Raw genomic sequence first — 26,922 nt, forward strand, 5'->3', positions numbered from 1 at the left:
AGGTCGAGCGGCCCGAACCCTTCCGGCCCGCCGCGCGGCCGGCACCGGCCCCCGCCCGAGGACGCCCGAAGCCCCCGACCACAGCGCCCGGCCGCCCCGCCCCACGGGGACGCGCGAAGCCCGCGCGGTCGGCACCGGTGCACGGGAACGCGCGAAGCCCCCGCCCGGCGGACCGGGCGGGGGCTTCGTGAGGCGGCGGACCCTACGCGAGCAGCGCGGGGATCGTCGCCTCGTGGATCTCGCGGAGCTCGGCCAGGGTCAGCGTGAACTGGCCCTGCACCTCCACCGTGTCGCCGTCGACGACACCGATGCGGGTGGTGGGCAGGCCGCGGGCGCCGCACATGTCGGTGAAGCGCAGCTCCTCCGAGCGCGGGACGGCGACGATCGCGCGGCCGGCCGACTCGGAGAACAGGAAGGTGAAGGCGTCCAGGCCGTCCGGGACGATCAGACGCGCACCCTTCCCGCCGAGCAGCGCCGACTCCACGACCGCCTGGATCAGACCGCCGTCGGACAGGTCGTGCGCGGCGTCGATCATGCCGTCGCGCGAGGCGGAGATCAGGATCTCGGCGAGCAGGCGCTCCCGCTCCAGGTCGACCGCCGGGGGCAGACCGCCGAGGTGGTCGTGGACGACCTGGGACCAGGCCGAGCCGCCGAACTCCTCGCGGGTGTCGCCGAGGAGGTGGATCAGCTGACCCTCCTCGCGGAAGGCGGCCGGGGTGCGGCGGGCCACGTCGTCGATGACGCCGAGGACCGCGACCACCGGGGTCGGGTGGATGGCGGCCTCGCCGGTCTGGTTGTAGAGCGAGACGTTGCCGCCGGTCACCGGGGTGCCGAGCTGCCGGCAGCCGTCCGCCAGACCGCGCACGGCCTCGGCGAACTGCCACATGACCGCCGGGTCCTCCGGCGAGCCGAAGTTCAGGCAGTCGGAGACGGCGAGCGGCTTGGCGCCGGTGGTCGCCACGTTGCGGTAGGCCTCGGCGAGGGCCAGCTGGGCGCCCGTGTAGGGGTCCAGCTTGGCGTACCGGCCGTTGCCGTCGGTGGCGATGGCGACACCGAGCCCGGTCTTCTCGTCGACCCGGATCATGCCGGAGTCCTCCGGCATGGCCAGCACCGTGTTGCCCTGCACGAAGTGGTCGTACTGCTGGGTGATCCACTGCTTCGACGCCTGGTTCGGCGAGCCGACCAGCTTCAGGACCTGGTCCTTCAGCTCCTCGCCGGTCTCCGGGCGGGGCAGCTTGTTGGCGTCGTCGGCCTGGAGCGCGTCCTGCCACTCGGGGCGGGCGTAGGGGCGCTCGTAGACCGGGCCGTCGTGGGCGACGGTGCGCGGGTCGACGTCGACGATCTTGCCGCCGTGCCAGTAGATCTCCAGGCGGTCGCCGTCGGTCACCTCACCGATGACGGTGGCGATGACGTCCCACTTCTCGCAGATCTCCAGGAACCGGTCGACCTTGTCGGGCTCCACGACCGCGCACATGCGCTCCTGCGACTCGCTCATCAGGATCTCCTCGGGGGAGAGCGTCGAGTCGCGCAACGGGACGTCGTCGAGGGTGACGCGCATGCCGCCGGAGCCGTTGGAGGCCAGTTCGGAGGTGGCGCAGGACAGGCCGGCCGCGCCGAGATCCTGGATGCCGACGACCAGCTTCTCCTGGAACGCCTCCAGGGTGCACTCGATGAGGAGCTTCTCCTGGAAGGGGTCGCCGACCTGGACGGCGGGCCGCTTCGACGGCTTCGCGTCGTCGAATGTCTCGGAGGCGAGGATCGAGGCGCCGCCGATGCCGTCGCCGCCGGTGCGGGCGCCGTAGAGGATGACCTTGTTGCCCGCGCCGGACGCCTTGGCGAGGTGGATGTCCTCGTGCCGCATGACGCCGATCGCGCCGGCGTTGACCAGCGGGTTGCCCTGGTAGCAGGCGTCGAAGACGACCTCGCCGCCGATGTTGGGCAGACCCAGGCAGTTGCCGTAGCCGCCGATGCCGGCCACCACGCCGGGCAGCACGCGCTTGGTGTCCGGGTGGTCCGCGGCGCCGAAGCGCAGCGGGTCCACGACGGCGACCGGGCGGGCGCCCATGGCGATGATGTCGCGGACGATGCCGCCGACACCGGTGGCCGCACCCTGGTAGGGCTCGACGTAGGAGGGGTGGTTGTGCGACTCGACCTTGAAGGTGACCGCGTAGCCCTGGCCGACGTCGACGACGCCGGCGTTCTCGCCGATGCCGACCAGCATGGCGTCGGACTCGGGGGCCTTCTCGCCGAACTGGCGCAGGTGGACCTTGCTGCTCTTGTACGAGCAGTGCTCGGACCACATCACCGAGTACATGGCCAGCTCCGCCCCGGTCGGGCGGCGGCCGAGGATCTCGACGATCCGTTCGAACTCGTCCTTCTTCAGGCCGAGTTCGGCCCAGGGCAGCTCGACGTCGGGGGTCGCGGCCGCGTGTTCGACCGTGTCCAGAGGCGTCCGGCTCATGCGTTGACCAGCTTCTTGAGGATCGACGTGAAGAACGGCAGGCCGTCGGTGCGGCCCGTGCCGATCAGCGGCTCGACGGCGTGTTCGGGGTGCGGCATCAGGCCGACGACGTTGCCCGCGGCGTTGGAGATGCCGGCGATGTCGTTGAGCGAGCCGTTGGGGTTGAAGTCGAGGTAGCGGAAGACGACCCGGCCCTCGGCCTCCAGCTCGTCCAGCGTCCGCCGGTCGGCCACGTAGCGGCCGTCCATGTTCTTCAGCGGGATGTGGATCTCCTGGCCGGCCGTGTAGTCGGCGGTCCAGGCGGTCCCCGCGTTCTCCACCCGCAGCTTCTGGTCGCGGCAGATGAAGTGCCGGTGGTTGTTGCCGAGCATGCCGCCGGGCAGCAGGTGGGCCTCGGTGAGGATCTGGAAGCCGTTGCAGATGCCGAGGACGGGCAGGCCCGCCTTCGCCTGCTCGATAACGCTGTCCATGACCGGCGAGAACCGGGCGATGGCCCCGGCCCGCAGGTAGTCGCCGTAGGAGAAACCACCGCACAGCACCACGGCGTCGACCTGCTTGAGGTCCTTGTCCTTGTGCCAGAGCGACACCGGTTCGGCACCGGCGAGGCGGATCGCGCGCTCGCTGTCCCGGTCGTCGAGACTGCCCGGGAAAGTGACGACGCCAATACGAGCGGTCACTTCACGGCCTCCGCGACTTCCTCGACACGGACGGTGAAGTCCTCGATGACGGTGTTGGCGAGGAAGGATTCCGCAAGATCGCGGATGCGGGCGAGCGCGGCCTCGTCGACCGGCCCGTCAACTTCCAGTTCGAATCGCTTTCCCTGACGGACGTCCGAGATCCCGTCGAATCCCAGACGCGGCAGTGCGCGCTGCACCGCCTGGCCCTGGGGGTCGAGGATCTCCGGCTTGAGCATGACGTCGACTACGACGCGTGCCACTGGCACTCCCGGTGTGTGGTGCTGAGCAGGTTCCTTCAGACTACCCGTACAAAATTTCTACGCGAGTAGAGTTGGAGGAATCTACGTGACCCCGATCACGATTCGGCATCACGGGGAGACGTCCGGGAAAAGATCCGGGAAAGATCTCCGCTCTCGCATGCCGCGCTATTGCGCACCGGACACGCGGGCAGATTTAGTCGGGCTTCCCATTGCATTGCCCGGCACTGTACAAATGAATTGTCATCAGCGGATGCTTTGCCCTATTACAGGGCCGACAGCCGACATCCAGGTGACGTCCCGGCACGTCATCGGTGATGTCACCGACAGGCGTCACCCGAGGTGTCGCACGAAGGGACCGATATTCGTGGCGCAGAAGGTCGTGGTCACTCTCTTTGACGACATCGACGGCTCGGAAGCGGCGGAGACGATCGCCTTCGGCCTGGACGGCACGTCGTACGAGATCGACCTGAACGAAGCCCATGCCGGCGAACTGCGCAGGGCGCTCGCCCCCTACGTCGAGGCCGGCCGCAAGCGGTCCCGCTCCGGCAGGGCGTACCGGCAGACCGAGGTCGCTCCGGACCCGGCGGCCGTGCGGGCCTGGGCGCAGGCGCACCGCATGGAGGTCCCGGCCCGCGGCCGCATCCCCAAGCGGGTCTACGAGGCGTTCGCCGCCGCCCGCTGACCACGGGCGGCTCCGCCCCACGCACCCCGGGCGGCCCGCCCGCCCCGCGGGGACCGTCGGCGCACCGGCCGCCGGAGGCGGCGCCGCCGTCACCCCGTCGGGGCACCGGGCCGCCCCGCCCGCCCGCTCCGACGGCCGGTCAGCGGGGGTCCGCGTCAACCGACTTGCGCAGCACCCCTGGTGATCAGCTAGAGTCTGGAGCACGCCGAAGGGCAGGGCCGAAAAGCCCGGCTCACGGAGTACATGCGGGTGTAGTTCAGTAGTAGAACATCCCCCTTCCAGGGGGAAGGCGCAGTGTGCAATTCCTGTCACCCGCTCTGCACCGCCACCGAGTGCCCTTGTGGATCAGGTAGGCTGGTGTTCGCACCGACCGGTGAAAGCTGGTCGGGAGCCATGCGGACGTAGCTCAGTTGGTAGAGCGCAACCTTGCCAAGGTTGAGGTCGCGAGTTCGAACCTCGTCGTCCGCTCGGGAAGAAGACCCCGGCCCCTCAGGGACCGGGGTCTTCTCGTGTGTCGTTCTCATGTGCTGTTCTCGTGTCCGGTGGCGCCTGCGCGTGCGCCGTGGCCCGGACGGCCGGCACCCTCCGCCGCCCGGGCCTGCCGCCCGCCCTCCGGCTCCGGCAGGACTCCCGTCCCGTCCTCGTCGTGCGCGCCGTCTGACATTTGTCATGCCGGCCCGTGACACCCCGCACTGTCATGTGCCCGACCGGACAGTGAGGATGGGGGCATGTCAGGTTCAGGTATGGAGCACGAGCACGACCACGTGATCGAGGTCACAGGGTTGCGACGGGTGTACGGGGACGGGTTCGAGGCGGTGCGCGGGATCGACTTCTCCGTGCGCCGCGGGGAGGTCTTCGCCCTGCTGGGCACCAACGGTGCCGGCAAGACCTCCACCGTCGAACTGCTGGAAGGGCTCGCCGCCCCGGCCGACGGCCGCATCCGGATCCTCGGACACGATCCCTACACCGAGCGGGCCGTCGTCCGTCCCCGCACCGGCGTGATGCTGCAGGAGGGCGGCTTCCCCTCGGAACTGACCGTCGCCGAGACCGCGCGGATGTGGGCGGGCTGCGTCAGCGGCGCGCGCCCCGTGGACGAGGCGCTGGCCACGGTCGGCCTGCAGAGCAAGACGGGCGTGCGCGTCAAGCAGCTGTCCGGCGGCGAACGGCGCCGCCTGGACCTCGCGCTCGCCCTGCTCGGTGACCCCGAGGTGCTCTTCCTGGACGAGCCCACCACCGGCCTGGACGCCGAAGGCCGCCAGGCCACCTGGGAGTTGGTGCGCGCCCTGCGCGACCAGGGCACCACCGTGCTCCTCACCACGCACTACCTGGAGGAGGCGGAGAGCCTCGCCGACCGGCTCGCCATCCTGCACCAGGGACGCATCGCCGCCGCCGGCACCCCGGCCGAGGTGACCGCCGCCCAGCCGTCCCGGATCTCCTTCGACCTGCCCGACGGCTACTTCGTCGGCGACCTGCCGCCGCTCGCGGAACTCGGCGTGAGCGAGCACGAGACCGACGGCCGGACGGTCCGGCTGCGCACCCGGGAACTCCAGCGCGCCGCCACCGCCCTGCTGGTGTGGGCCGACCGGACCGGCGTCGAACTGCGCCGCCTGGACGTGCGGTCGGCGTCCCTGGAGGAGGCGTTCCTCGGCATCGCCAAGGAGGCGTCCGCCGGATCGCCCACCTCCGGGGCCCTGACCGGCGGGGCGCAGCCCTCCGGTCCGCAGACCTCCGGTACGGACACGACGAAGGAGACCGTGGCATGAGCGGCGCCCAGCCGACCGTCACCCGGCCGACCGCCGCCCGGCGGCCCGCCACCACCCCCGCGAGCCGGATGGCCGCCCTCGCCCGCGCCGAGCTGACCATGTACGGGCGGAGCAAGGGCACGCTGTTCGCCGCCCTGTTCGTGCCCCTGGTGCTGCCCGTCAGCGTGGCCCAGGCCGCCGACGAGATGGACCTCGAGGGCGCCGGGCTGACCCTGGGCACCGTCGTGCTCCCCGCCGCGATCGGCTTCGCCCTGCTGTTCGCGGTCTACTCCGCGCTCGTCGGCATCTTCGTCACCCGGCGCGAGGAGCTCGTCCTCAAGCGGCTGCGCACCGGGGAACTGCGGGACGCCGAGATCCTCGCCGGGTCCGCCCTGCCCGCCACCGCCACGGGACTCGTGCAGAGCCTGCTGCTGATGACCGGCTGCGCGCTGCTGCTCGACATGTCCGCGCCGTCCGCGCCGCACCTGATCGTCGCCGGGCTGCTGTTCGGTGTGGTGATCTGCGTCGCCCTCGGCGCGGTGACCGCCAGTTTCACCCGGACCACCGAGAGCGCCCAGGTCACGCCGATGCCGATGCTCATCGTGTCGATGCTCGGCTCCGGGATGACCGTGCCCCTGGAGGTGCTGCCCGACCGCATCGCCGCCTTCTGCGAGCTGCTGCCGCTGACCCCGGTCGTCACGCTGCTCCGGGGCGGCTGGAGCGGCGACCTGTCGGCCTCCGACACTCTGTCCGCCCTGGGACTGGCGGTGGCCTGGACCGCCCTGTCGGTGTTTGCTGTACGACGGTGGTTCCGCTGGGAGCCCCGGCGCTGAGCGACGGCGCGAAGCGACGGAAGCGGGGCGAGCGGACCATGCGCAGGCCGGGCGGCTGGTGGCGGCGCAAGAGCACACCGGCGAAGGTCGAGACGTACACCCGGTGGTCGTTCCACTTCTTCGGGGTCATCGAGATCGCCACCGTGGGACTGGCCATCGTCAGCCTGGCCGGCTCCGCGCCCGTGCCCCTGTTCCTGACCGCGGTCTGCGCGCACGGCGCCCTGAGCATGCTGACCGCCTCCCGCGCGGTGGACTGGATGCTCGGCCGCCGTCCCCGGCCGGTACGCCTGCTGTGGGCGCTGGGCGCCCTGTCCGCCGCGGTGGCGGTGGCGGCCCTCGCGGTCACCGCGCGCGAGCCCCGCGGCTCGGACCTCGCGGGGGCCGGCGTCTCGGTGGCCGGCACCGTGCTGATCTTCGGTACCGGGTTCCTGGCCCTCGGCGTGCGCAGCCGGCGCGAGGTGGGAGCGCTCGTCATCGGGTTCTCCCTCGGCGCGGGCTGCGTGGCGGTGCTGGTGGGCATGCCCACGAGGGCCGCCTTCTTCATGGCCGCCTGGATCCTCGTCGGCGCCGCCCTCCTCGCCTTCACCTCGATGTTCTCCGGCTGGTTGCTGAACGCGGTGTTCGCGCTCGACGAGGCCCGTGAGACCCGGGCCCGGCTCGCGGTGGCCGAGGAACGGCTGCGGTTCGGCCGGGACCTGCACGACGTACTGGGACGCAACCTGGCCGTGATCGCCCTCAAGAGCGAGCTCGCGGTGCAACTGGCCCGGCGCGAGCGGCCGGAGGCGGTGGAGCAGATGGTCGAGGTGCAGCGCATCGCGCACGCGTCCCAACGGGAGGTCCGCGATGTCGTCCGCGGCTACCGGGAGGCCGACCTGGAGGCGGAACTGGCCGGCGCCCGCGGCGTCCTGGCCGCCGCGGGCATCGACTGCGAGGTGACCGGCCGGCCGACCGGACTGCCCGCCCGGGTGCAGTCCGCGCTCGGCTGGGTGGTGCGGGAGGCGACCACGAACGTGCTGCGGCACGGGAACGCGACCTGGTGCGCGGTGACGGTACGGACGGTGGAGGGACGCGTGGTGCTGACGGTGGAGAACGACGGGGCCGGCACGGAGGGTGCGGGCCGCGGCGACGCGCCGCCGGACGGCCGGAGTACCTCCGCCGGCGACACCCGCGCCTCCGACGAAACTGCCGGGATCGGTGGGACCGCCGGGATCGGTGGGGCCGCCGGGATCGGTGGGGCCGCCGGGGTCGGTGGAGCCGCCGGGATCGGTGGGACCGCCGGGGCTCCGCCGTCCGGCGGTTCCGGGCTGGCCGGGCTGCGTGAACGGCTGGCCGCGGTGGACGGCCGCCTGGCGGCGGGCCACATCGACGGTGACCGGTTCCGGCTCACCGCCGAGGTGCCGCTGGCCGCCGGCGGCCACCCGGCGGAGGACGCCTCGTGACCGCGGTCGTACGGGTGCTGCTCGCCGACGACGAGCACCTGATCCGCGGCGCCCTGGCCGCACTGCTCGCCCTGGAGGACGACCTCCGGGTGGTCGCCGAGGCGGCCACCGGCCCGGAGGCGCTGGCCATGGCCCGGGCACACGCGCCCGACGTCGCCGTCCTCGACCTGCAGATGCCCGGCGCCGACGGTGTGAAGGTCGCCACATCCCTGCGCACGGAGGTCCCGGGCTGCCGGGTGCTGATCGTGACCGGGCACGGCCGGCCGGGACACCTCAAGCGCGCGCTCGCGGCGGGGGTGCGCGGGTTCGTCCCCAAGACCGTCAGCGCCCAGCGGCTGGCCGAGATCATCCGCACCGTGCACGCCGGAAACCGTTACGTGGATCCCGAGTTGGCCGCCGACGCGATCGCCGCCGGCGACTCCCCGCTGACCGTGCGTGAGGCGGAGGTCCTGGAGCTGGCGGCCGACGGGGCACCGGTGGCGGAGATCGCGGAGCGCGCCGCGCTCTCCCAGGGGACGGTGCGCAACTACCTGTCGTCGGCCGTGAGCAAGCTCGGGGCGGAGAACCGTCATGCGGCGGTGCGCCTCGCCCGCGAGCGCGGTTGGGTATAGTTGCTCTCGCGCCACGGCGCACGCGGACGTAGCTCAGTTGGTAGAGCGCAACCTTGCCAAGGTTGAGGTCGCGAGTTCGAACCTCGTCGTCCGCTCCGAGAGGAAGACCCCGGTCCCCCAGGGACCGGGGTCTTCCTGCGTCGCGACGGGGTCTTCCTGCGTCGCGGGGTGGCTGGGCGACGGGGTGGGCTCGGCGACGGGGTGGGCTGCGGGTGGACTCCCGGTCCGCCCGAGGGCGCACCCGCAGCCGTGGGCGTGGGCGTCGGCTCGCCTCAGTCCCAGCTGAGGCCGGTGAGCCGCTCGTACGCCTCCACGTACTTGGCCCGGGTCGCCTCCACGACATGCTGCGGCAGCGGCGGCGGGGGCTGCTCGGCCGCGCGGTCCCAGCCGGACTCCGCGGACGTCAGCCAGTCCCGCACGTACTGCTTGTCGTACGACGGCTGCGAACGGCCCGGCTCCCACTGGTCGGCGGGCCAGAAACGGGAGGAGTCCGGGGTCAGCACCTCGTCCGCGACGACCAGGGTGTCGCCGTCGAACCCGAACTCGAACTTGGTGTCCGCGAGGACGATCCCCCGCTCACGGGCGATGTCCCGGGCGCGGGAGTACGCCGCCAGGGTCGCCTGGCGCAGCCGGGCGGCGGTGTCCGCGCCGACCTGGCGGACGACCTCCTCGTAGGAGACATTCTCGTCGTGCTCCCCGACGGCCGCCTTGGTGGCCGGGGTGAAGATCGGCGCGGGCAGCTCCGAGCCGTCCACCAGGCCCTCGGGGAGGGCGAGGCCGCAGACGGTGCGCGTCTGCCGGTACTCGGCCAGCCCGGAACCGGTCAGGTAGCCGCGGGCCACGCACTCCACCGGGACCATGCGCAGGGACTTGCAGACCAGGGTGCGGCCCGCCCAGTCGGCGGGGGCGCCCTCGGGCAGCTCGGTGCTCAGGACGTGGTGCGGGACAAGGTCGGAGAGCTGGTCGAACCACCACAGGGACAGCTGCGTGAGGACGCGGCCCTTGTCGGGGATCTCGGTCGGCAGCACCCAGTCGTAGGCGGAGATGCGGTCACTGGCGACCATCACGAGGTCGCCCGCCTCGTTGCGGTACAGCTCGCGCACCTTGCCGGTGTGCAGGTGCACCAGGCCCGGAACCTGCGTCGGCTCGGGCTTTTCTACGAATCCGGACACGGTGCCTCCCCGTGGTTCTGTCCTATGGCTCGATTCTCCCGCACGCGGGGATGCGTTCCGGCCGCGGGTGGTGGGTGACGGGTGGTGGGTGGTGAGCGGTGGGGCGATGGGCGGGGACGGCCGGGAGGAGCCCGGAGGCACGGTGGGTCGACCGGGCACGGGCGAGGACGGCCGCGTCCCCCTTCCCGGACGGTCGGTCCTCTCACGGCCGGGAAGGGGGACGGTCGGTCCTCAGTCCCGTTTGCAGATCCGGTCCAGGAGGTTGGCCGTGGCGCGCTGGATCCGGGGGTCGACGTGACCGGTCCGGTCGAGGGCCGGCGACCAGGCGCAGGTTCCCGAGGCGAACACCCACGCGCCGGACGGCGCCCGGTACAGCGAGGTGTCCTGGTGCCGCCGCACTCCCTCGCCGTCGGTGTACGGGGAGTGGGCGAGCAGCACGCGTTCGTCGTGTGCGGGCAGCGGGGCGCGCGGGAAGTAGCGGTCGGCCCCGCCCGCGACCAGCCCTCCGACCGGGTCCCCGTCCCCGGCGCCGGTCGCCTCCCACAGCCAGTGGTCCGCGTTGCGCACCACCAGCGGGTGCGGCTCCGGCACCGGGCCCCCGTACTGGATGCCGAGCACGTGCTGTTCCGCACGGTCACTCTCCCGCCACAGCAACGGCCTGCCCGGGCTCCGGCGTCGGCGGCAGGTCAGCAGGCGGTCGGGAACACCGGACGGTGAGGGTCCCAGCTCCACCTGCCGGTACAGGCTTCCGGCGGAGAGGAACACCAGCGACGTGCCCTGGTCGCGGGCGCGTTCCACGGTGCGCCGCATGGGCTTCGACCAGTACGCGTCGTGGCCTGGGAAGATCAGGCCCCGGTGACGGGCCGGGTCGACGCGGCCGGCGTGCAGGTCGCGGGCGTCGGCGTAACCGAGGTCGTAGCCGTAGCGCTCGGCCCAGCGGATGACGTCGTAGGCGTGCCCGATGTGCGGCGGGAAACCGTCCCCCGCGTAGGGGCGGTCGAAGGAGACGGTGGTCGCGGCGTCGGCCTCGCCGAGGAGCCGGCCCTCCTCGTCCCAGGCGTGGTGGAAACTGGCGCCCGTGCGGCCGTCACCGGGGTAGAGGTTGTACGCCTGCCAGGTCACGTCCGGCAGGACGAGGAGCAGGTCGGCCGGGCGGTCGTCGCGGACCGTGAACGGGATGTGCGAGCGGTACCCGTCGGCGGTGGTGAGCACGGCCACGTACGCGCCGACGCTCCAGTACGACGGGACCGGGAGCCGCCAGGACAGCCACCAGTGGTGGCAGGAGACCGTACGGTCCGCGGTGAGCGGCGGAGGCTGCACGATGCCCGACAGGCGCGGACTCGACGTGATCTTCGTGCCGCCGTGACCGTTGTAGTGGCCGATGCGGTACACGTCGACGGCGAACTCCTGGGGCGGGTCGACCGTGATGTGGAAGTCGATCGACTCGCCGGGTGCGACGCCGCCGGCCGACGCGAAGCCCTTGATCTGCCGGTGCACGTCGTCGGCCACCCGGGGCCCCACCGTGCCGAGGTTCCCGGCACGGGCGTCGGCGGCGCCGGGGCTTGCTGCCGGTGGCGCCAGGTACCAGGGCGCGGGGACGCCGGCACCGCCGTCCTGCTGCTCACCCCCGCGTAACCACGGAAGGGTCCCGGGGTTGCCCCGGGCGAAGGCGTCGTCGACGGTGTGTGCCCCCGCACCCGGCGTCCCGCGGCGGTTCCGATCCGCACCCATGGTGGCTCCCCTCCTCGCGCACCCGGCCCGCCCTCTATGTGCTTGTCGTATGTCGCAAGCTCTTGCCAACGAGCGTGTGAACGGTCCCAGCACATCACATAACGCACGCACCCCGTCACCGGTCGTTGTGAATTGACCGAAAGCGGAAGGTTGACCTCCGGGGCGCGAGGTGGTGTACGGGGCGTGCGGCGGGTGGTGCGGCCCCTCGCCCACAGGGCGACGGAGCGGGCCCGCGCCGGACTGAGCGGGCCGGGGCCAGGACGACCGGCCGACGGAGACATCGGCCGGCGGAGACATCGGCAGGCCGGGACGTCGGCAGGCCGAAAGGGCTCGGGGGCCGACGCACCGCCCGGCCGAGGCGCAGTGCGGTCGGGGCAGGCGTGGTCCGGTCGCGGCAGGCGTGGCGCGACCGGCCGCTCACACCAGGCGGACCGGCTTCTCCGGACGGATGCCCTGTCGACACAGCCAGTCGCGCAGTGCCGTGGGGTCGCCGTCCTCGATGAGGCTCAGCACGTGGTCCGACAGGTCCGCGGCCCGCGCTCCGCCGACCAGCAGGACCGGTCCGTCGAGCCAGTCGAGTCCGGGGGTCGCGCCCGCGGTGTCCATGGCCGCGCAGCAGACCATCGCCGTGATGTGGTCCGAGAGCAACTCGCGCCCGGAACGCGGCGGCTGGAGCGGGAGCAGGGGGAGCGAGCGGTCGTCCCAGTAGGGGGCCGCATCCGACGTTCCCGCGGAAGCGGAGCCGACGGGTGCCGTCCCCGCCGGGGCGTGGGCGCCCGGGGCGGTCGTGGGCCCCGCGGTGGCCAGGGCAGCCGTGGCAGCGGCCTCCTCGCGGGCCAGTTCGGCGCTGAGCCGGGCGGCCAGGGCCGCGCTGCGGGCGGTGGCGCCGGCGAGGCCCTCCTCGTCCGCGTCGACCACGGGATCCTCGGCGGGGGCGGGCGGACGGCCCCGCGAGGGCGGCTCGGCGGAGTCGGCGGAGCCCGGAAGGGCGAACCCGGCGGGATCGGGGAAGCCCGGGGTCGGTGACTGCTGCGGGGCCGACAGGTGGTCCAGGATGCGGGCGAGGGTGGGACCGTCGGTGCCGGGGGAGCCGCCCCCGGTGGCGAGACGCACGCCGAGCGCGTCCAGCACCCGGTGGAGGCGGGCCGCGTCGGTGCGCCACGTGCGGTCCACCACCTCTTCCGGATAGTCGCTCCAGTGGACGGGCGCCCAGTCCGGCCCGGTGTGCGCCGGGCCGCCGTGGAAGAGGCGGGCGGCGAGCAGCGAGACGGCCTCGTCCACCGCGCCCGGCTCCTCCAGCAGGTCACAGGCCGGACGCTCACCGAGGCGGGCGGCGAAACCCTCCGCGAGACGGTCCCGACGGGACAGCTCCGTCAGGGCGGCCACCACGCCGGCGCTGAGGTGGCAGGGCCAGCGGCCCATCCGCCAGGCGGGCAGTGCGACCCGGGTGAGCAGCCGGTCCCAGCCCGCGTAGGCGAGCCCCACCTGCTCCTGGGCGACGATCCGCAGGCCGTAGTCCACCGCCTGGGCTCGTTCGGCGGCCGCGGCCGCCACGCAGCGCTCCATCTCGGCGGCGTGCACCCGGCAGCCGCGCAGCAGGGCCCGCGCCACCCAGGCGACGCCCGCCAGCACCCCGCGGAACACCGGCCCGCGGTGCGGCGCCGAGGTCACGGCGACCGCGGCGTCCAGCCCGCGCACGAAGCGGCGGGCGGCGGCTATGTCCGGGTGCGCCGACGGCCCCGTACCCGCGACGACCGGGGCCAGCACCGCGCGCAGCTCCCCCACCCGCATCCACCACAGGAACGGCGAGCCGATGACCAGCACCGGCGCGGCACCCGACCGGCGCGCCGGATACCGTCCCCCGCCGGCTATGTCGTCGTGCTCCTCGGCCGGGGGCAGGCCGTGGGCCCGGTGCGTGCGGTCCTCCAGCCAGCTGTCGCAGTCGGGGGTGAGCGCTATCGCGGACGGGGCGGGCACGCCGAGGCGCTCGGCGAGGTCGCGCACCATCCGGTAGAGATCGGGGGCGGCGTCCTCGGGGACCGGCACGGTGGGGCTCATGGCCGGGCGCGCGCGGGCGACCAGCAGGGCGACACCGGCGGCGGCGAGCAGGGCGAGCACCGCGGCGGGGACGAGCACCAGACGGGCCGCGTCCCAGCCCGGGCCCACGAAGTGGGCGGTGGGCACCCCGGCGAGCAGGATGACGGCGGCTGCGGCCGGGAGGAGCGCGACGGCCAGCGCCCGACTGCGCACCCGCAGTACGGCCACCGCCCGGGAGCGCGCGGCATGCACGCCCGCCTCCACACCCATCCCGCTTCCGCTCATGGTCCGGCCCTGACCCCTCCCGTCGGCACTGCGGCTGTCCTGGCGTTGCTCACTCCCCCACTGTGGCACCCGGCACTGACATCGCAATGCCGGTGGGCCAAGTGCCGGAACACATGCGCGGCACCATAGTTGGGGCCCCGGCCCTCGTCAGCCGGATGGCGGATCGCTCACCCGATGGAATGGCTTTGGGCAAAGGTGGCTGACGTTGGCATGCCAAGGGCCCCAGCTCCGTACGGACGTCGAGTCCCGCACCCGAGACCGAGACGAGGTGCCGCGTCCTGAGACGGCTGCGGAGCCCGACGGGTTGCCCGGGTGTCCGAAAGCCGCGGGTGGACGCGAGGCCTGCCGCGGCCATCCGGTCATGGGGTCACCACAGCCATGTCCTCGGCGGGGAGAGGTGTGGGCCACGGGCCCACAGGTCCGCAGGAGCGGCACTCCGTCGGCCCGGACGGACGCCGCACGCAAGCTGCCCGGACGCACGCTGCCCGGACGCCGGCCCCGCGCACCGCACGGACGGCCGGGCACCGGCACCAGCGCGCACGTACGGACATCCGCGCGCACACCGCACAGACGGGAGGGCGCCGAACCCTCGCCCGCACAGCAGAACGCCACCGTGCCCAGCGCTTCCGCCCGCACGCGCACCGCACGGACGTCAGACCGCGCACCGCCCTGGACGGCAGACCGCACACCGCACAGACGGCAGAACGCGGCGCCCCCGCTCCCTCCGGCGAGACACAGCCGCAGACACCGACGCGGACACGGCCGCAAACGCACCGACGCGGACACGTACGCAAACCCGGGCGCGGACACGGACCCCGACGCCCACCCAGCCGCACACGCCGACGCGAAAGCACTCCCGGCCCCACGCCCCGGCCACAGCAGGTGGCCGTGGCCGGAGCCACGGGTCGGCGAGGAGGGCGCTGTTACGGCGTGCGCGTGGCCGCCTCGGCCACCGCCTCGGCCGCGACCTGCGCCGTGCGCACCGCGTCGACGGCCTGGGCCGCCTTCGCCGCGATGTCGGTGCGGTGCTGCCCGCCGTCGAGCCGGATGCGCCCGACCGCGCGGTAGGCACGGTCCCGGGCCTCTGCGAGGTCCTTGCCGACGGCCGTGACGGACAGCACGCGGCCCCCGGCACTGACGACCACGCCGTTCTCGCTCCGCGTCCCGGCGTGCAGCACGTACGCGCCCGGGGCGTCCTGGGCGACGACCTCGTCGAGCCCGGTGATCGGGTCACCGGTGCGGGGGGTGTCCGGGTAGTTGTGCGAGGCGACGACCACGGTGACCGCGGCGTCGTCGCTCCAGCGCAGCGGCTCCAGGTCGGCGAGGCCACCGGTGGCCGCGGCCATCAGCACCCCGGCCAGCGGGGTCTGCAGCCGGGCCAGGACGACCTGCGTCTCGGGGTCGCCGAAGCGGGCGTTGAACTCGATCACGCGGACCCCGCGCGAGGTGATGGCGAGACCGGCGTAGAGCAGACCGGAGAACGGGGTGCCGCGGCGCCGCAGTTCGTCCACGGTCGGCTGCAGCACCGTCTCCGTGACCTCGTCGACCAGCTTCGGGTCCGCCCACGGGAGGGGCGAGTAGGCGCCCATGCCCCCGGTGTTCGGCCCCTCGTCTCCGTCCAGGGCGCGCTTGAAGTCCTGGGCGGGCTGGAGCGGGACGACGGTCTCGCCGTCGGTGATGGCGAAGAGGGAGACCTCGGGGCCGTCGAGGTACTCCTCGATCACCACCCGCCCGCAGGACCCGGCGTGCGCGGCGGCCAGGCCGAGGTCCTCGGTGACGACGACGCCCTTGCCCGCGGCGAGCCCGTCGTCCTTGACGACGTAGGGGGCGCCGAAGGCGTCGAGGGCGGCGCTCGCCTCCTCGGGGGTTGTGCAGACGTACGACCGGGCGGTGGGCACGCCCGCCGCCGCCATCACGTCCTTGGCGAAGGCCTTGGAGCCCTCGAGCAGCGCGGCCTCCCGGGAGGGGCCGAAGACGGGGATGCCCGCCGCGCGCACGGCGTCGGAGACCCCGGCGACGAGCGGCGCCTCCGGGCCGACCACCACGAGGTCCGCGCCGAGCCGGGTGGCCAGGGCGGAGACGGCCGTGCCGTCCAGGGCGTCGACCTGGTGCAGCTCGGCGACCTCGGCGATGCCGGCGTTGCCCGGGGCACAGTGCAGCGCGGTGACGGCGGGATCGAGGGACAGGGAGCGGCACAGGGCGTGTTCGCGGGCGCCGCTGCCGATGACGAGGACCTTCACGGCATCAGCCTAACGGCAGAACGCGGACATCCTTTGTGCGGGCTTCCGAGGAAGCCCACCGCCCGCGTTCGTACGTTCCTCCAGTCCACCGCCGTCGGTCGCCGGCTCTCGCCGTCCCGGTCAGTCGTTGCTGATCTCCTCGACCACCGTCGCGCCCAGCTCCCGGACGATCAACTCCTTTCCGGACAGGGCGGATTCGTCCAGATCCGGGTCGTCGTCCTCGGGGATGTCGTCCTCGGGGGACACCGGCGGCGGTTCCGGAGCGGCAGCGGGTCTCGGCGCGGGGGCCGGGGAGCCGTGGCCGGCAGGAGGGGCCGCCGGGGCGGCGGCGGACCGCACGGGCCCGTCGCCTCCGGGCCCGGACGGTGCCGCGGCCGGACGCGTGGCGGCAGGGCGCGGTGCGCCCCCGCCCCCGTACCCGGCGCCGGGACCCTGGCCGGCACCGCCGAAACCGCCACCGCTGTGGCCGCCGGACGGACCGGACGGGCCGGGAGGCACGCCACCGCCCCCGGAGGGGTCGACGACCGCCTCGATCCTCCACTGCACCCCGAACTGTTCCCCGAGCGCCTGCCGCAGCACGTCCTCACTGCCGCTGCTCAGGAAGTTGTCGCGGGCGCCCGCGTTGACGAAGCCGACCTGGAGGGTGGCGCCGTCGAAGCCGGTCACCTGGGCGTTCTGGCTGAGCAGGATCCAGGTGAACCGGCGGCGGTTCTTCACCGCCTCCAGGATGTTCGGCCAGAGCACCCGCGGGTCGAGCCCGCCCCCGCCGGACGGCGCCGGGGGCGGAGCCGACGGCGCCGGCGCCCCGGGAGGCCCTGCGGGTGCGGCGGGGGCCGCCGAGGCAGCGGGAGCGGCCGAGGGTGACGACGGCGCGGGCGGCCGGGCGCCGCCGCCCGCGGGGGTGGCCGTGGGCCAGCCGCCGGGCCGTCGGCCGCCGGCACCGCCACCGGCGGAGGCCGCGGTGGGCCAGGCGCCGGGCGCGTCGGAGCCGCCCTGAGGCGCGGCGGGGGGCGGGGCCGGTGTCGGCGCGGGGGCTTCCGGAGGCGCGGGAGCCGCGGCGGCCGCCGGGGGCGGGGGCGCCGCGGGGGCGGACGGCGCCGGGGGCTGTTCGGCGGCGGCCGGAGGCGCGCCGGCTCCCGGCCCCCGTACCGCGGCCCGGGCGGCGGCCGGACCGCCCCCGGGCGGCACGGGCGGCACGGGCGCCGCGTCGGCTCCGTGGTGCTGTGCGGGAGCGGCCCCGTGGCCCTCGGGTCCCGGCACGTAGCCCATCGCGGGCATCCCGGCGGCACCGCTCCCGGCGGAGAAGTTCACGCCCCGCTCGATCCGGTCGAGGCGGGCCATCACCGACCGCTCGTCCCCGTAGGCGGCGGGGAGCAGCACGCGGGCGCAGATCAGCTCCAGTTGGAGGCGCGGCGACGCGGCACCGCGCATCTCGGTCAGCCCCTCGTTGACCAGGTCGGCCGCGCGGCTCAGCTCGGCGGCGCCGAAGGTGCCGGCCTGGGCCTGCATCCGCTCCAGGACGTCGGCGGGGGCGTCGATGAGCCCCTTGTCGGCCGCGTCGGGCACGGCGGCGAGGATCACCAGGTCGCGCAGCCGCTCCAGCAGGTCCGTGACGAAGCGCCGCGGGTCGTTGCCGCCCTCGATCACCCGGTCCACGACCTCGAACGCCGCCGCCCCGTCACCGGTGGCGAAGGCCTCCACGACGGAGTCGAGCAGCGAGCCGTCGGTGTAGCCGAGGAGGGACGTCGCCATGGCGTACGTCACACCCTCCTCACCGGCACCGGCGAGGAGCTGGTCCATGACGGACATCGAGTCACGCACGGACCCGGCCCCGGCCCGCACCACGAGCGGCAGCACGCCGTCCTCGACCGCGATGCCCTCCCTGCCGCACACGTCCCCGAGGTAGTCGCGGAGCGTGCCGGGGGGCACGAGCCGGAACGGGTAGTGGTGGGTGCGCGACCGGATGGTCCCGATGACCTTCTCCGGCTCGGTGGTGGCGAAGATGAACTTCAGGTGCTCCGGCGGCTCCTCCACGACCTTCAGCAGGGCGTTGAAGCCCTGCGGGGAGACCATGTGGGCCTCGTCGATGATGTAGATCTTGTACCGGCTGTGCGCGGGCCCGAAGAACGCCTTCTCCCGCAGGTCACGGGCGTCGTCCACACCACCGTGGGACGCGGCGTCGATCTCGATGACGTCGATGGAACCGGGCCCGTTGCGGGCGAGGTCCTGACACGACTGACACGCACCGCACGGCGTCGGCGTCGGCCCCTGCTCGCAGTTCAGGCACCGGGCGAGGATCCGGGCACTGGTCGTCTTGCCGCATCCGCGGGGACCGCTGAACAGGTACGCGTGATTGACCCGGTTGTTCCGCAGCGCCTGCTGCAGCGGGTCGGTGACATGCTCCTGCCCGATGACCTCGGCGAACGACTCCGGGCGATAGCGGCGGTACAGCGCGAGAGACGACACGCCTACGAGGTTATAGGCGCCCACCGACATCCGGCCCGGCCCACCGGAGCGGGGAGACCTCAGCGGGCCGCAGCCGCCGCGCCACCGCGATCCGGCCCCGCACACGCAAGCGCCCCCCACGCACCCGCCAGAGCCAACCTACCCTTGCTGCCTTCCGGCCCTGGGGGAGTTCAGTCAGATAGCGCCGCGTGAGGGGCTGCGCAAAGGCTACCCCATCCCGAGGGCCGGGAACGAGTTCGCGAGCACTCCCCTCGGTCATGTAATGTTCCTGGCGGAGGATTCGCCTAGAGGCCTAGGGCGCACGCTTGGAAAGCGTGTTGGGGGCAACCCCTCACGAGTTCGAATCTCGTATCCTCCGCCAGTGCCTCACCGGGCACGATGTCGAAGGGCCCCACCGTTCGCGGTGGGGCCCTTCGGCGTCGTGGGTCGCAGTTCGGGTCGCGGTCGTCACGTCACCACCGATCCCAGCCCTGCCGCACGCACCGCTGAGGTGGCCCCCTTGGCGGCTGCCATCACCTGCCGTCGCCCCGTGCCGCGCCGAGAGGCGCCACCCGGGGGGGCTTCCGCGCCATCTGGCCGATCGCTTCCGTAAATGCGACCGAACCTGACTGGCTCGGCGACCCTGGTATGGGCGCTTACACAAGGAGTACGGTTTCTTGTATGGGGACGAAAAAGGTCACTGTGACGATCCCCGAAGATCTCCTCGACGAGATCCGCGCTGATGCGGCTGAGCGGGGGCTTTCGGCGTATGTCGCCGACGCACTGCGCATCAAGCGCGATCGGGACCGGCTGCTGGAGCTGGTCGACTGGCTGCAGAAGGAGCACGGCCCGGTCACCGAGGACGAGCACGAGGCGGCACTCGCGGAGCTGGAAGATCTCGACGCCGAGCACGAGCGCCGCCGCATCACCGGAGGGAACAACGCTGGAGAGGCCGCGTGAAGTAGCGCGCCGGTGAGCACAGCCAGCGTCCCCTGCGCGCCTTCGTGCTCGACTGCGAAGCCCTGTCCCTGGCCGTGCGCGGCGACCGGAGGATGATCGCCTGGCTCGACCTCGCGGCCCGGGGTGAAGCCGAGGTGGTGACGTCCCCACTGACGCTGGTCGAGGCGTACGACGGCAGAACAACCGAACAGCGCTGGGACTGGGTGCTCTCCCGGCTCAAGGTCGCCGACATCGGAAAGGACGAGGCACGCCAGGCCCGGCGCCTCCTGGCTGACGCCGAGCTGCACGGTCACACGTACGCGATCGATGCCGTGCTGGCTGTCATCGCACGCCGTCAGAAGGGGCAGGTCACCGTCTTCACCTCGGACGCGGACGACCTGGAGAAGCTCCTCCCGGACACCATCGTCGTCAAGAAGGTATGACGCGGCCGCCTGGTCTCAGTTCCGGTCTCATTCGCCCCCGTCCAGGACCGTCCACCTCCGCCGATGCCCCACTCCCGCCGCAGGTCGGGTCGTTGCCGTACGCGCACGAACCCCTGGACGAACAAGCGGAAGGCCCCGTCCGGTTGGTTCGCCACTTGGCGAAACGCCTGCCGTACGGCGACGCCCGTCGGCTCGCCATGGTCGGTGCGCGACGACGACAGCACCGGAGCCGGTGCCCGCTGCCGTCGGCCGGCGCACGGCCGACGGCAGCGGTGTCACCGACTCCTCCATCAGCCCGTCATGACGGTGGGTGCCTCTACCAGCCCGTCATGACGGTGCCGAGCGCCAACGGTGCGGCCACCAGCGCCACGATCTTCACGCGCAGCGGATGCCGGTCGTCGACGGCGGCCCAGCGGCAGGCGGCGAAGGCGGCGACGACACCCAGCGGGAACAGGATCGGCACGGACTCGGACAGTCCGCTGCGTGTTCCTCCCACGTACGCCGCGGCCCAGGAACCGGCCAGGCCGACGAGGACGGTGAAGAAGACCTTCCCCGCGCTGAACCACTCGCGTTCCATCAGGTCCGCGAGCTCTCCGTAGGCGGCGCCGGAGCGGCGTTCCCGCACGGCTGCCACGGCGAAGGCACCCAGGAGCAGGGCCGCGCCGCCGACGAAGCCCCAGCGCAGGACACCGGCCACGAGATCCATGGTCAACCTCCCATCCCCTCAAGTACGCCGTTCACCAGCAGTGCTTGATCACGCCGTCGACGCCGAGGATGCCGGCGGCCATCCCCCCGATGCCGGCGCCGGCCTCCTCGAAGACCTCCGTGATGCCCTTCTTGAAGGTCTTGCCCGCCTTCTTCTTCGACCGGATCTTCGCGACCACCTTCTTGATGCCACCGAGCTTGTCGATGGCCTTCTTCATCTTGTAGATCTTGGCGGCGGCGAAGATGTTGGAACCGATGGCCAGCAGGATGCCCCGCGCGCATCCGGCCGCGCTGAACTTCATGACCTGGATCCCGCCACCGGTCTCGGCCGGCATCCGCTTCTGGAGGTACCGCACGGTGGCTTCGTCGCCCTGGGCGAGCACCTCGTCGGGGATGTCCGTCAGGACGGTGAGCGCCTCTTCGATCCCCGTCAGGACCTCGTCCTCCGTGCCGATGCCGTCGAGCCCGGCTCCGCCGTCGGCCGACGCGACCGGGCCGGAGGCGGATCGGGCCGGGCCCGGGAGGTCCGCCGCGTGCGCGGCGCCCGTGGTGGCCAGGACGGCACCGGCGGTCACGGCCGCCACGAGCATGGCGGAGGTGCGGGTGGACAGGGTGAATCGGGTGGTGCGGTGCTGCACGGTTACTCCGTTCCGGAACATGCGCCCGGGCGCGCCGCGCCCCCAACCCCGTGTTCCGCGGGGAACGCTGCGCCCGGTCTGGTCGGCACCCATGTGATCAACTTCGGAGTCCGCCCCACTGTGACGGAGGCCGCACTTCCGGCTCAGATGTTGCTCAGAACGGCTACACGGCAACGGAAAGTGACGCCGGGGCAGGTGCGGACCGGGTCCGCCGGAGCCCGCGTCCGGGTCCTCCTGCTCCCCGTCCACGGCGACGCCTCCTTAACGGGACGGACCCCCTGGCCCAACGGCACCGCGCCCCCGTGGACCCCGGCCCCGACCGCGCTCCCCCGCCCGGCGCGCCGTCGCCCCGGTGCTCGTACCGCCCGCCTCGCGCCCCCCTGGCGCGTCCGTCCGCCGCAGGCAGTGACCGGGATCGCGGCCGACAACCTCCGCATCGGGGCATAGGGACGGAGAAGGCGCGCACACGGGGGGTGCACGTGTCACCGTGTTGTGGGGGACGAGCCCACTGCCAGGAAGGCGAGGAAATGGTGGGACAGGAGAGGACGCAGGCCGAACAGGGGCAGTCCGCGGCAGGGGCCCTCCCCCACCTCGTCCCGGCGTTGGAGGCGATCGGGGCGGGCGCCTACGTGGTGGACGAACAGGGGCGGATCGCCGCCGTCAACAGCCACGCCGAACGCCTGCTGGGCCGCACCTCCGCCGAACTCACCGGGCAGGACGCCCACGACCTGCTGCATCGCGGACCGCAGGGAGAGCGGCTGCTGACGACCCAGTGCGCCATGCGCCAGGCGTTCCACTCCGGGAGTCCGGCCCAGGGCAGCGGTGAACACTTCGAGCGCGGCGACGGCTCCCTGGTCCTCGTGTCCTGGACGCTGACGCCGTATGCGCTCGGCGACGCGGGGGCCGGGACCCTCGTCGTCTTCCACGCGGCCGGGCAGGCGGCCGACGCGGGCCTGACCACGCGGCGTCCCGCCGAGACGCTCACCGACTACGAGCGCCTCGCCCTGCTCGCGGAGACCACGACCCGGCTGACGTCCACCCTGGACGTCGACGAGGCGTTGGACCGGCTGGTCCGGCTGGTCCTGCCCCGGCTGGCGGACTGGGCGGTCATGGACCTGATCGCCGAGCGGGACGAGGTGTGGCGCACGCTCGTGGTGCAGGCGGACGGCGACAGCCTGGTGCGTCACGAGGAGCTGGAGGGGCCCATGCCGCCGGTGCCGGAGGAGTCGCTCATGCCGCTGTCCAGGGCGCTGCGCGGCGTGGCGTCGGCGCTGGCCGGCGCCGACACCTACCGGGGCACCGAGCCGGACTCCGGGATCATGGTCGAGCAGCGGCACCTGTTCGAGACGGCGGGCATCCACTCGGCGGTCATGGCCCCGCTGCGCAGCAACCGGGCCGTCCTGGGCGCCGTCACCCTGGGCCGTTCGAAGCGGGGCGCCTTCACCTCCGCGGACCTGCCCCTGCTGGAGGACATCGCCCGCCGCGCCGGCCTCGCCCTGGACAACGCGCGCCTCTACCAGCGTCAGCGCAAGGTCGCCGAGACGATGCAGAACCACCTGCTGCCGCACCTCCCGCAGGTGCCCGGCCTCACGCTGACGGTGCGCTACCTGCCCGCCCCGGACGCCTCGCACGTCGGCGGCGACTGGTACGACGTCTTCGACCTCGCGGACGGCACCACGGCCCTGGCCATCGGCGACGTCGTCGGCCACGACCTGGAGGCCGCCGCCGGCATGGCGCAGCTGCGGAACATGCTCCGCGCCTACGGCTGGGCCCAGCAGGAGCCCCCCAGCCGGGTCGTCGAGCGGCTGGACGCGGCCATCATGCCGATCACCGACGTCACGATGGCCACCCTGGTCTTCGCCCGGCTGACCCGGACGGACGACGGCCAGTGGCAGCTGACCTGGACCAACGCCGGCCACCCGCCGCCCCTGCTCATCACCCGGGAGGGCCTGGCCGAGTACCTCACCGGCGGGCACGGCATCCTGCTGGGCACCGGGGTGGACACGCCCCGCACCGACGCCACGGTCCGGCTCCCCCCGCACAGCACCCTGCTGTTCTACACGGACGGCCTCGTGGAAGCGCCCGGCCACACCCTCGACGAGGGCATGCACCGGCTGCGCCAGCACGCCGCCGCCCTCGCCCACCGCCCCCTGCCGTCCCTCACCGACCAGCTCCTGCGCCGGGTCCGGCCGCCGGGCCACGACGACGTCGCCCTCCTGGCGTTGCGCACCCCGAGACACGAGCATCCCTAGGGAGGGTCCGACACATGCCCGCTGCGTCCCGAACGCTGCGTCCCGAACGCGGCGGCGCACCGCGGCCGTTGGCGGGTAACCGGGGGGCCATGGGTGACATTCTCGTGGGGACGTGTTCGTGGACCGACCGGGCGCTGATCGGCAGCGGGTGGTATCCGCCGGGCCGACGGGACGCCGAAGGGCGGTTGCGGTACTACGCGGAACGGTTCCCGGTGGTCGAGGTCGACGCGTCCTACTACGCGCTGCCCTCCGCGCGGAACAGCCGGCTCTGGGTGGAACGGACGCCGGAGGACTTCGTGTTCGACGTCAAGGCGTTCTCGCTGCTGACCGGGCACCCGACCCGTGGCGCGGTGATGCCGCCCGGGCTGCCGCCGGACGGCCGGGACCCGCGGGTGCGGGACGCGGTGTGGGAACGGTTCGCCGAGGGGATCACCCCGCTGCGGGACGGCGGGCGGCTGGGCGCCGTGCTGTTCCAGTTCCCGCCGTGGGTGCGCGCGGGGGCACGCGGCGAGGACTTCGTGGAGGAGTGCGCGCGCCGGGCGCGGGGCTGGCCGGTGGCCGTGGAGTTCCGGCACCCGTCGTGGTGGGAGGAGGGACGCGCGGACCGGACGTCCCACCTGCTCACCCGCTGGGGAGTGGCCGCCGTGGGGATCGACATGGCGCAGTCGCTGCCGTCGTCCATCCCGCCGGTCGCGCCGGTGACCTCGTCCCGGCTGTCCGTGGTGCGCTTCCACGGGCGCAGCACCGCGTGGGGCCGGGGCAGCAAGGAGGACCGGTTCCGGCACCGGTACCAGGAGGACGAACTCACCGGGTGGATACCGCGCTTGAGGGAACTGGCCGGGCGTACGGACCAGGTGCACGTGCTGTTCAACAACTGCTGCGGTGACGCGGCCGTGCGCGCGGCGGAGGACATGTCCCGGCTGCTCGGCCGCACCCGGGTCGACGGGTGAGACCGCCGCCGCCCTGTGGGGCGCGCTGGGCGGGCGGCACGGCGGCACGGCAGGGCGGTCGGACCCGGTCGGCACGGCTCGGATCGGCACCGCTCAGTGCGTCCGGTGCGGCTCGGTGCGTCCGGGCGGGCCGGGCCCGCGTCGAGCCACCAGCGCTCCCGCGCGGGAGCGCCCGTCAGCGGGTGATCCGGATCCGGCGGGTCTCGGTGACTTGGTCCACCTCGGACACGCGGACGGTCGTCTTCATCGTCCAGGTGCCCTCGATCGGGAGGACGAGGTCACTGGTGGCCCAGTAGCCGCCTCGGTCGGTGAGCCGCGCGTCGATGGGTCCGATGTCCTTCGCCTCCAGGGTGAAGGAGAGGCGCACCTCCGGGACGATGGCCAGCGCCCCGGTCGGGCCGAAGGTGACCGCCTGGACGCTGTTCTCCCCCACCCGGCCCGGGTCCAGGGTGAGTTGCACCATGCCGTTCTTCCCGGAGCCGATGTCGTAGGGGATGGTCACGGACGTCGCCGCGGGGAGGCCGGCCACCTGGGGCGGGCCGGACGCCTCCGCCTCGGCCTGGGCGCGGGCCGGGAGGGTGCTGGTCAGCACCGTGGTGATGAGCAGGACCACGACGGCCACCGCGACCTCGACCAGGACCGACAGGCGCAGGGCGCGCCGGTGCAGGTCCTCCGGGGAGTCCGCGGGGCGGGCGTCGGCGTCCGTGGGGTCGTGCGGCTCCGGTCCCCGGGGGGCGTCGGAGGCGGAGGGGGCGGGCCGGTTCCCGGTGTCCGACGCGGCGGAGGCGTCCGGGGTGTCCTCGGAGTCCGGCGCGTCGTCGCCGAGGGGCGCGGTCGCGCGGGCGGCGCCCGCTGACGGTTCGGCCGGGGACGTCGCCGCCGGCGCCGGGCGGGTGTCGCCGCCGACGGTCACCAGTTCCGGCACGCGGTCCGGCACGGGCGCCGCCTCCGTTTCCCGGGCCCGCCCCTGGGCCAGTCGTGCCGTCCAGCGGCGGGAGAGGCCGGCCACCAGCAGCAGCACGGCGACCGCGACCAGCTTGGCGGTCAGGGTCCTGCCGTACGGGGTGCCGGTCAGCGCCGCCCAGGAGCCGAGACCGCGCCAGGACTGGTAGACGCCGGTGACGGCGAGGACGACCACCGAGAGGAAGGCGACGCGGGAGAAGCGCGTGACGGTGGCGGTGGGCGGCGGGGTCTCCGCCCGGACCAGGATCACGAGCAGGGACACGAGACCGCCCAGCCAGCACGCCGTCGCCAGCAGGTGCACGACGGACGACGTCATCGCCACGGGGACCTGGATGCCGGCGGAGGCGTGCTCCGCCGCCGCCCAGGTCAGCGCGAACCCGACCGACAGGGCGCCGCCCGCCGCGAGGTGCGCGACGGTGGGGCGGTGCCCGTCCTCCCCCCGGCGACGGGCGAGGCGGAGCAGGAACAGCCCGGCCAGCAGGGTCAGGGCCAGCCGGGCCAGCAGGGCCCAGGCGGGGCGTCCGCCGAACGCCCGGCTGACGGCCTCCGTGTCGAAGACGCCGGACGGCGGTGCCGCGGACTCGAACGGTGCCCGCAGCACCAGCAGGACCAGGGTGGAGCCGAGCAGGGTCCACCAGCCGGTGAGCAGGGGCAGCCGCAGCGGGGTGGTGTCCGTCGGGCGGCACAGGGCCACGAACGCCGCCGCGCCGATGAGCAGGACGGCGGCGACGTACGCGAGGTAGCGCGCGGTGTTGTAGAGGCTCGCCGTCACCGGGTGCTCGCCCGGGTCGGTGGGAGCGGCGGGAGGGGTGGGCGAGGGCTTGCCGATGGAGAAGGTGAAGGCGCCGGAGGAGGGGTGGCTGTCGGCGGAGATCACCCGCCAGGCGATCGTGTAGGTGCCCTCGGCCAGGTCGTCCGGCAGTTCGACCACGGCGGTGTCGGAGGCGCCCTCGGCGTGCCGGGGCTCCTCGACGTGCACCCGGCGGTTGTCGGGGCCGTAGATGCGGACCGAGTCGTCCATCAAGCCGACGGACTCGGTGAAGGTCAGGGTGACCTGCTCGGGCACCGTCTTGGCGACGCTGCCGTCCTGGGGGTCGGAGCCGCGCAGCGCCGCGTGGGCGGAGGCCGGGCCCGCGCTGCCGAGCAGGAGCAGCACGAGGACACCGCCCAGCAGCACCAGGGCCCGCAGCCGCCGGGGGCCCGGACCGTCCGGCCTCCACCGGGCCCCGCGCGGGGCCCGGTTCCTGCCGCCGCCGCCCACCGACTCGCTGCGCCGTTGTTCCACGTCGTACCGCCTCCCGGCCTTCCGGCTCCGGAGGGGGTACGGATGGCGGGCGCGGTCTGCTCACCCGCCGCGACACCGGGCCGGGGCCGGCCGCTCGGTCGGCCGCTTCGCCGGTCCCTTCGTCGGCCGCTC

20 protein-coding genes, 4 tRNA genes and 1 other RNA gene are annotated in these 26,922 nt (G+C 73.7%); 13 read left to right on the plus strand and 12 right to left on the minus strand.

Annotated features, from left to right (window positions below):
- Positions 1-202 precede the first annotated feature (202 nt).
- Genes purL through purS form a run of 3 tightly spaced genes read right to left on the minus strand, consistent with a single transcriptional unit; the run spans position 203 to position 3,398 of the window.
- A complete protein-coding gene (gene purL / locus AB0F01_RS13050) occupies positions 203-2,461 on the minus strand; it encodes a phosphoribosylformylglycinamidine synthase subunit PurL (RefSeq protein ID WP_362093688.1) in 2,259 nt (752 codons plus the stop codon).
- On the minus strand, positions 2,458-3,138 hold the full coding sequence (purQ, locus tag AB0F01_RS13055) for a phosphoribosylformylglycinamidine synthase subunit PurQ (RefSeq protein ID WP_362093690.1): 681 nt from the start codon (positions 3,136-3,138) through the stop codon (positions 2,458-2,460). The genes purL and purQ overlap by 4 nt, the downstream gene beginning before the upstream one ends.
- The gene (gene purS, locus AB0F01_RS13060) at positions 3,135-3,398 is read right to left on the minus strand and encodes a phosphoribosylformylglycinamidine synthase subunit PurS (RefSeq protein WP_362093692.1); all 264 of its coding nucleotides are present in this window, start codon (positions 3,396-3,398) and stop codon (positions 3,135-3,137) included. Before purS ends, purQ begins: the two co-directional genes overlap by 4 nt.
- Before the next feature lie 364 nt (positions 3,399-3,762).
- Between purS and AB0F01_RS13065 the strand changes: the two genes are divergently transcribed.
- The 8 genes from AB0F01_RS13065 (at position 3,763) to AB0F01_RS13100 (ending at position 8,800) form a co-directional block, all read left to right on the plus strand.
- Positions 3,763-4,080 (plus strand): Lsr2 family protein, encoded by a 318-nt coding sequence (locus tag AB0F01_RS13065; protein WP_362093695.1) that lies wholly within the window; start codon positions 3,763-3,765, stop codon positions 4,078-4,080.
- Between the two features lie 245 nt (positions 4,081-4,325).
- Positions 4,326-4,397, plus strand: a tRNA-Gly gene (locus AB0F01_RS13070).
- A gap of 78 nt (positions 4,398-4,475) precedes the next feature.
- Positions 4,476-4,548 (plus strand) — tRNA-Gly (locus tag AB0F01_RS13075).
- 275 nt (positions 4,549-4,823) lie between these two features.
- Entirely contained in the window at positions 4,824-5,843 is a 1,020-nt protein-coding gene (locus AB0F01_RS13080) for an ABC transporter ATP-binding protein (protein ID WP_362094371.1), read from the plus strand.
- The gene (locus AB0F01_RS13085) at positions 5,840-6,655 is read left to right on the plus strand and encodes an ABC transporter permease (RefSeq protein WP_362093698.1); all 816 of its coding nucleotides are present in this window, start codon (positions 5,840-5,842) and stop codon (positions 6,653-6,655) included. The genes AB0F01_RS13080 and AB0F01_RS13085 overlap by 4 nt, the downstream gene beginning before the upstream one ends.
- A 38-nt stretch (positions 6,656-6,693) precedes the next feature.
- Positions 6,694-8,094, plus strand: a complete 1,401-nt coding sequence (locus AB0F01_RS13090; protein ID WP_362094374.1) for a histidine kinase — start codon at positions 6,694-6,696, stop codon at positions 8,092-8,094.
- The gene (locus AB0F01_RS13095; protein ID WP_362093701.1) at positions 8,091-8,705 is read left to right on the plus strand and encodes a response regulator transcription factor; all 615 of its coding nucleotides are present in this window, start codon (positions 8,091-8,093) and stop codon (positions 8,703-8,705) included. The genes AB0F01_RS13090 and AB0F01_RS13095 overlap by 4 nt, the downstream gene beginning before the upstream one ends.
- A 22-nt stretch (positions 8,706-8,727) precedes the next feature.
- Positions 8,728-8,800, plus strand: a tRNA-Gly gene (locus AB0F01_RS13100).
- Between the two features lie 177 nt (positions 8,801-8,977).
- Here the strand turns inward: AB0F01_RS13100 and AB0F01_RS13105 are convergent.
- The 6 genes from AB0F01_RS13105 to ffs all read right to left on the minus strand — a co-directional run bounded on the left by AB0F01_RS13105 (position 8,978) and on the right by ffs (position 18,837).
- On the minus strand, positions 8,978-9,877 hold the full coding sequence (locus tag AB0F01_RS13105) for a phosphoribosylaminoimidazolesuccinocarboxamide synthase (RefSeq protein ID WP_362093703.1): 900 nt from the start codon (positions 9,875-9,877) through the stop codon (positions 8,978-8,980).
- A gap of 231 nt (positions 9,878-10,108) precedes the next feature.
- Complete coding sequence (locus tag AB0F01_RS13110) at positions 10,109-11,608, minus strand: N,N-dimethylformamidase beta subunit family domain-containing protein (RefSeq protein WP_362093705.1); 1,500 nt, start codon at positions 11,606-11,608, stop codon at positions 10,109-10,111.
- Between the two features lie 417 nt (positions 11,609-12,025).
- Positions 12,026-13,930 (minus strand): hypothetical protein, encoded by a 1,905-nt coding sequence (locus tag AB0F01_RS13115; protein WP_362093707.1) that lies wholly within the window; start codon positions 13,928-13,930, stop codon positions 12,026-12,028.
- 923 nt (positions 13,931-14,853) lie between these two features.
- The gene (gene purD / locus AB0F01_RS13120; RefSeq protein WP_362093710.1) at positions 14,854-16,170 is read right to left on the minus strand and encodes a phosphoribosylamine--glycine ligase; all 1,317 of its coding nucleotides are present in this window, start codon (positions 16,168-16,170) and stop codon (positions 14,854-14,856) included.
- 120 nt (positions 16,171-16,290) lie between these two features.
- On the minus strand, positions 16,291-18,636 hold the full coding sequence (locus AB0F01_RS13125; protein WP_362093713.1) for a DNA polymerase III subunit gamma and tau: 2,346 nt from the start codon (positions 18,634-18,636) through the stop codon (positions 16,291-16,293).
- 102 nt (positions 18,637-18,738) lie between these two features.
- Positions 18,739-18,837, minus strand: an RNA gene (gene ffs / locus AB0F01_RS13130) — signal recognition particle sRNA small type.
- A 72-nt stretch (positions 18,838-18,909) separates the two neighbouring features.
- On the opposite strand from ffs, the gene AB0F01_RS13135 reads away from it, so the two are divergent.
- The 3 genes from AB0F01_RS13135 to AB0F01_RS13145 all read left to right on the plus strand — a co-directional run bounded on the left by AB0F01_RS13135 (position 18,910) and on the right by AB0F01_RS13145 (position 19,997).
- A tRNA-Ser gene (locus AB0F01_RS13135) sits at positions 18,910-18,997 on the plus strand.
- A gap of 299 nt (positions 18,998-19,296) precedes the next feature.
- Positions 19,297-19,575, plus strand: a complete 279-nt coding sequence (locus AB0F01_RS13140) for a CopG family transcriptional regulator (protein ID WP_362093715.1) — start codon at positions 19,297-19,299, stop codon at positions 19,573-19,575.
- A 32-nt stretch (positions 19,576-19,607) separates the two neighbouring features.
- Positions 19,608-19,997 (plus strand): PIN domain-containing protein, encoded by a 390-nt coding sequence (locus AB0F01_RS13145; RefSeq protein ID WP_362094376.1) that lies wholly within the window; start codon positions 19,608-19,610, stop codon positions 19,995-19,997.
- Positions 19,998-20,313: 316 nt separating this feature from the next.
- Here the strand turns inward: AB0F01_RS13145 and AB0F01_RS13150 are convergent, their stop codons facing one another.
- Positions 20,314-20,703 (minus strand): hypothetical protein, encoded by a 390-nt coding sequence (locus AB0F01_RS13150; protein ID WP_362093718.1) that lies wholly within the window; start codon positions 20,701-20,703, stop codon positions 20,314-20,316.
- 31 nt (positions 20,704-20,734) lie between these two features.
- The gene (locus AB0F01_RS13155; protein WP_362093720.1) at positions 20,735-21,340 is read right to left on the minus strand and encodes a hypothetical protein; all 606 of its coding nucleotides are present in this window, start codon (positions 21,338-21,340) and stop codon (positions 20,735-20,737) included.
- Positions 21,341-21,867: 527 nt separating this feature from the next.
- Here AB0F01_RS13155 and AB0F01_RS13160 point away from each other — a divergent pair.
- Positions 21,868-23,592, plus strand: a complete 1,725-nt coding sequence (locus AB0F01_RS13160) for a SpoIIE family protein phosphatase (RefSeq protein ID WP_362093722.1) — start codon at positions 21,868-21,870, stop codon at positions 23,590-23,592.
- 89 nt (positions 23,593-23,681) lie between these two features.
- Positions 23,682-24,542 (plus strand): DUF72 domain-containing protein, encoded by an 861-nt coding sequence (locus AB0F01_RS13165; RefSeq protein ID WP_362093725.1) that lies wholly within the window; start codon positions 23,682-23,684, stop codon positions 24,540-24,542.
- A 175-nt stretch (positions 24,543-24,717) separates the two neighbouring features.
- Here AB0F01_RS13165 and AB0F01_RS13170 read toward each other — a convergent pair whose 3' ends face one another.
- Entirely contained in the window at positions 24,718-26,682 is a 1,965-nt protein-coding gene (locus tag AB0F01_RS13170) for a copper resistance protein CopC (protein WP_362094379.1), read from the minus strand.
- Positions 26,683-26,922: the final 240 nt, after the last annotated feature.

Source organism: Streptomyces sp. NPDC029526 (assembly GCF_040637405.1).
In the GTDB taxonomy this organism is placed as follows: domain Bacteria; phylum Actinomycetota; class Actinomycetes; order Streptomycetales; family Streptomycetaceae; genus Streptomyces.

Coding starts and splice junctions, on each gene's coding strand:
- AB0F01_RS13115 (WP_362093707.1), bottom strand. CDS start 13,930: ATGAGCGGAAGCGGGATGGGTGTGGAGGCGGGCGTGCATGCCGCGCGC.
- AB0F01_RS13140 (WP_362093715.1), top strand. CDS start 19,297: ATGGGGACGAAAAAGGTCACTGTGACGATCCCCGAAGATCTCCTCGAC.
- AB0F01_RS13090 (WP_362094374.1), top strand. CDS start 6,694: ATGCGCAGGCCGGGCGGCTGGTGGCGGCGCAAGAGCACACCGGCGAAG.
- AB0F01_RS13165 (WP_362093725.1), top strand. CDS start 23,682: ATGGGTGACATTCTCGTGGGGACGTGTTCGTGGACCGACCGGGCGCTG.
- AB0F01_RS13080 (WP_362094371.1), top strand. CDS start 4,824: ATGGAGCACGAGCACGACCACGTGATCGAGGTCACAGGGTTGCGACGG.
- AB0F01_RS13085 (WP_362093698.1), top strand. CDS start 5,840: ATGAGCGGCGCCCAGCCGACCGTCACCCGGCCGACCGCCGCCCGGCGG.
- AB0F01_RS13150 (WP_362093718.1), bottom strand. CDS start 20,703: ATGGATCTCGTGGCCGGTGTCCTGCGCTGGGGCTTCGTCGGCGGCGCG.
- AB0F01_RS13160 (WP_362093722.1), top strand. CDS start 21,868: ATGGTGGGACAGGAGAGGACGCAGGCCGAACAGGGGCAGTCCGCGGCA.
- purL (WP_362093688.1), bottom strand. CDS start 2,461: ATGAGCCGGACGCCTCTGGACACGGTCGAACACGCGGCCGCGACCCCC.
- AB0F01_RS13110 (WP_362093705.1), bottom strand. CDS start 11,608: ATGGGTGCGGATCGGAACCGCCGCGGGACGCCGGGTGCGGGGGCACAC.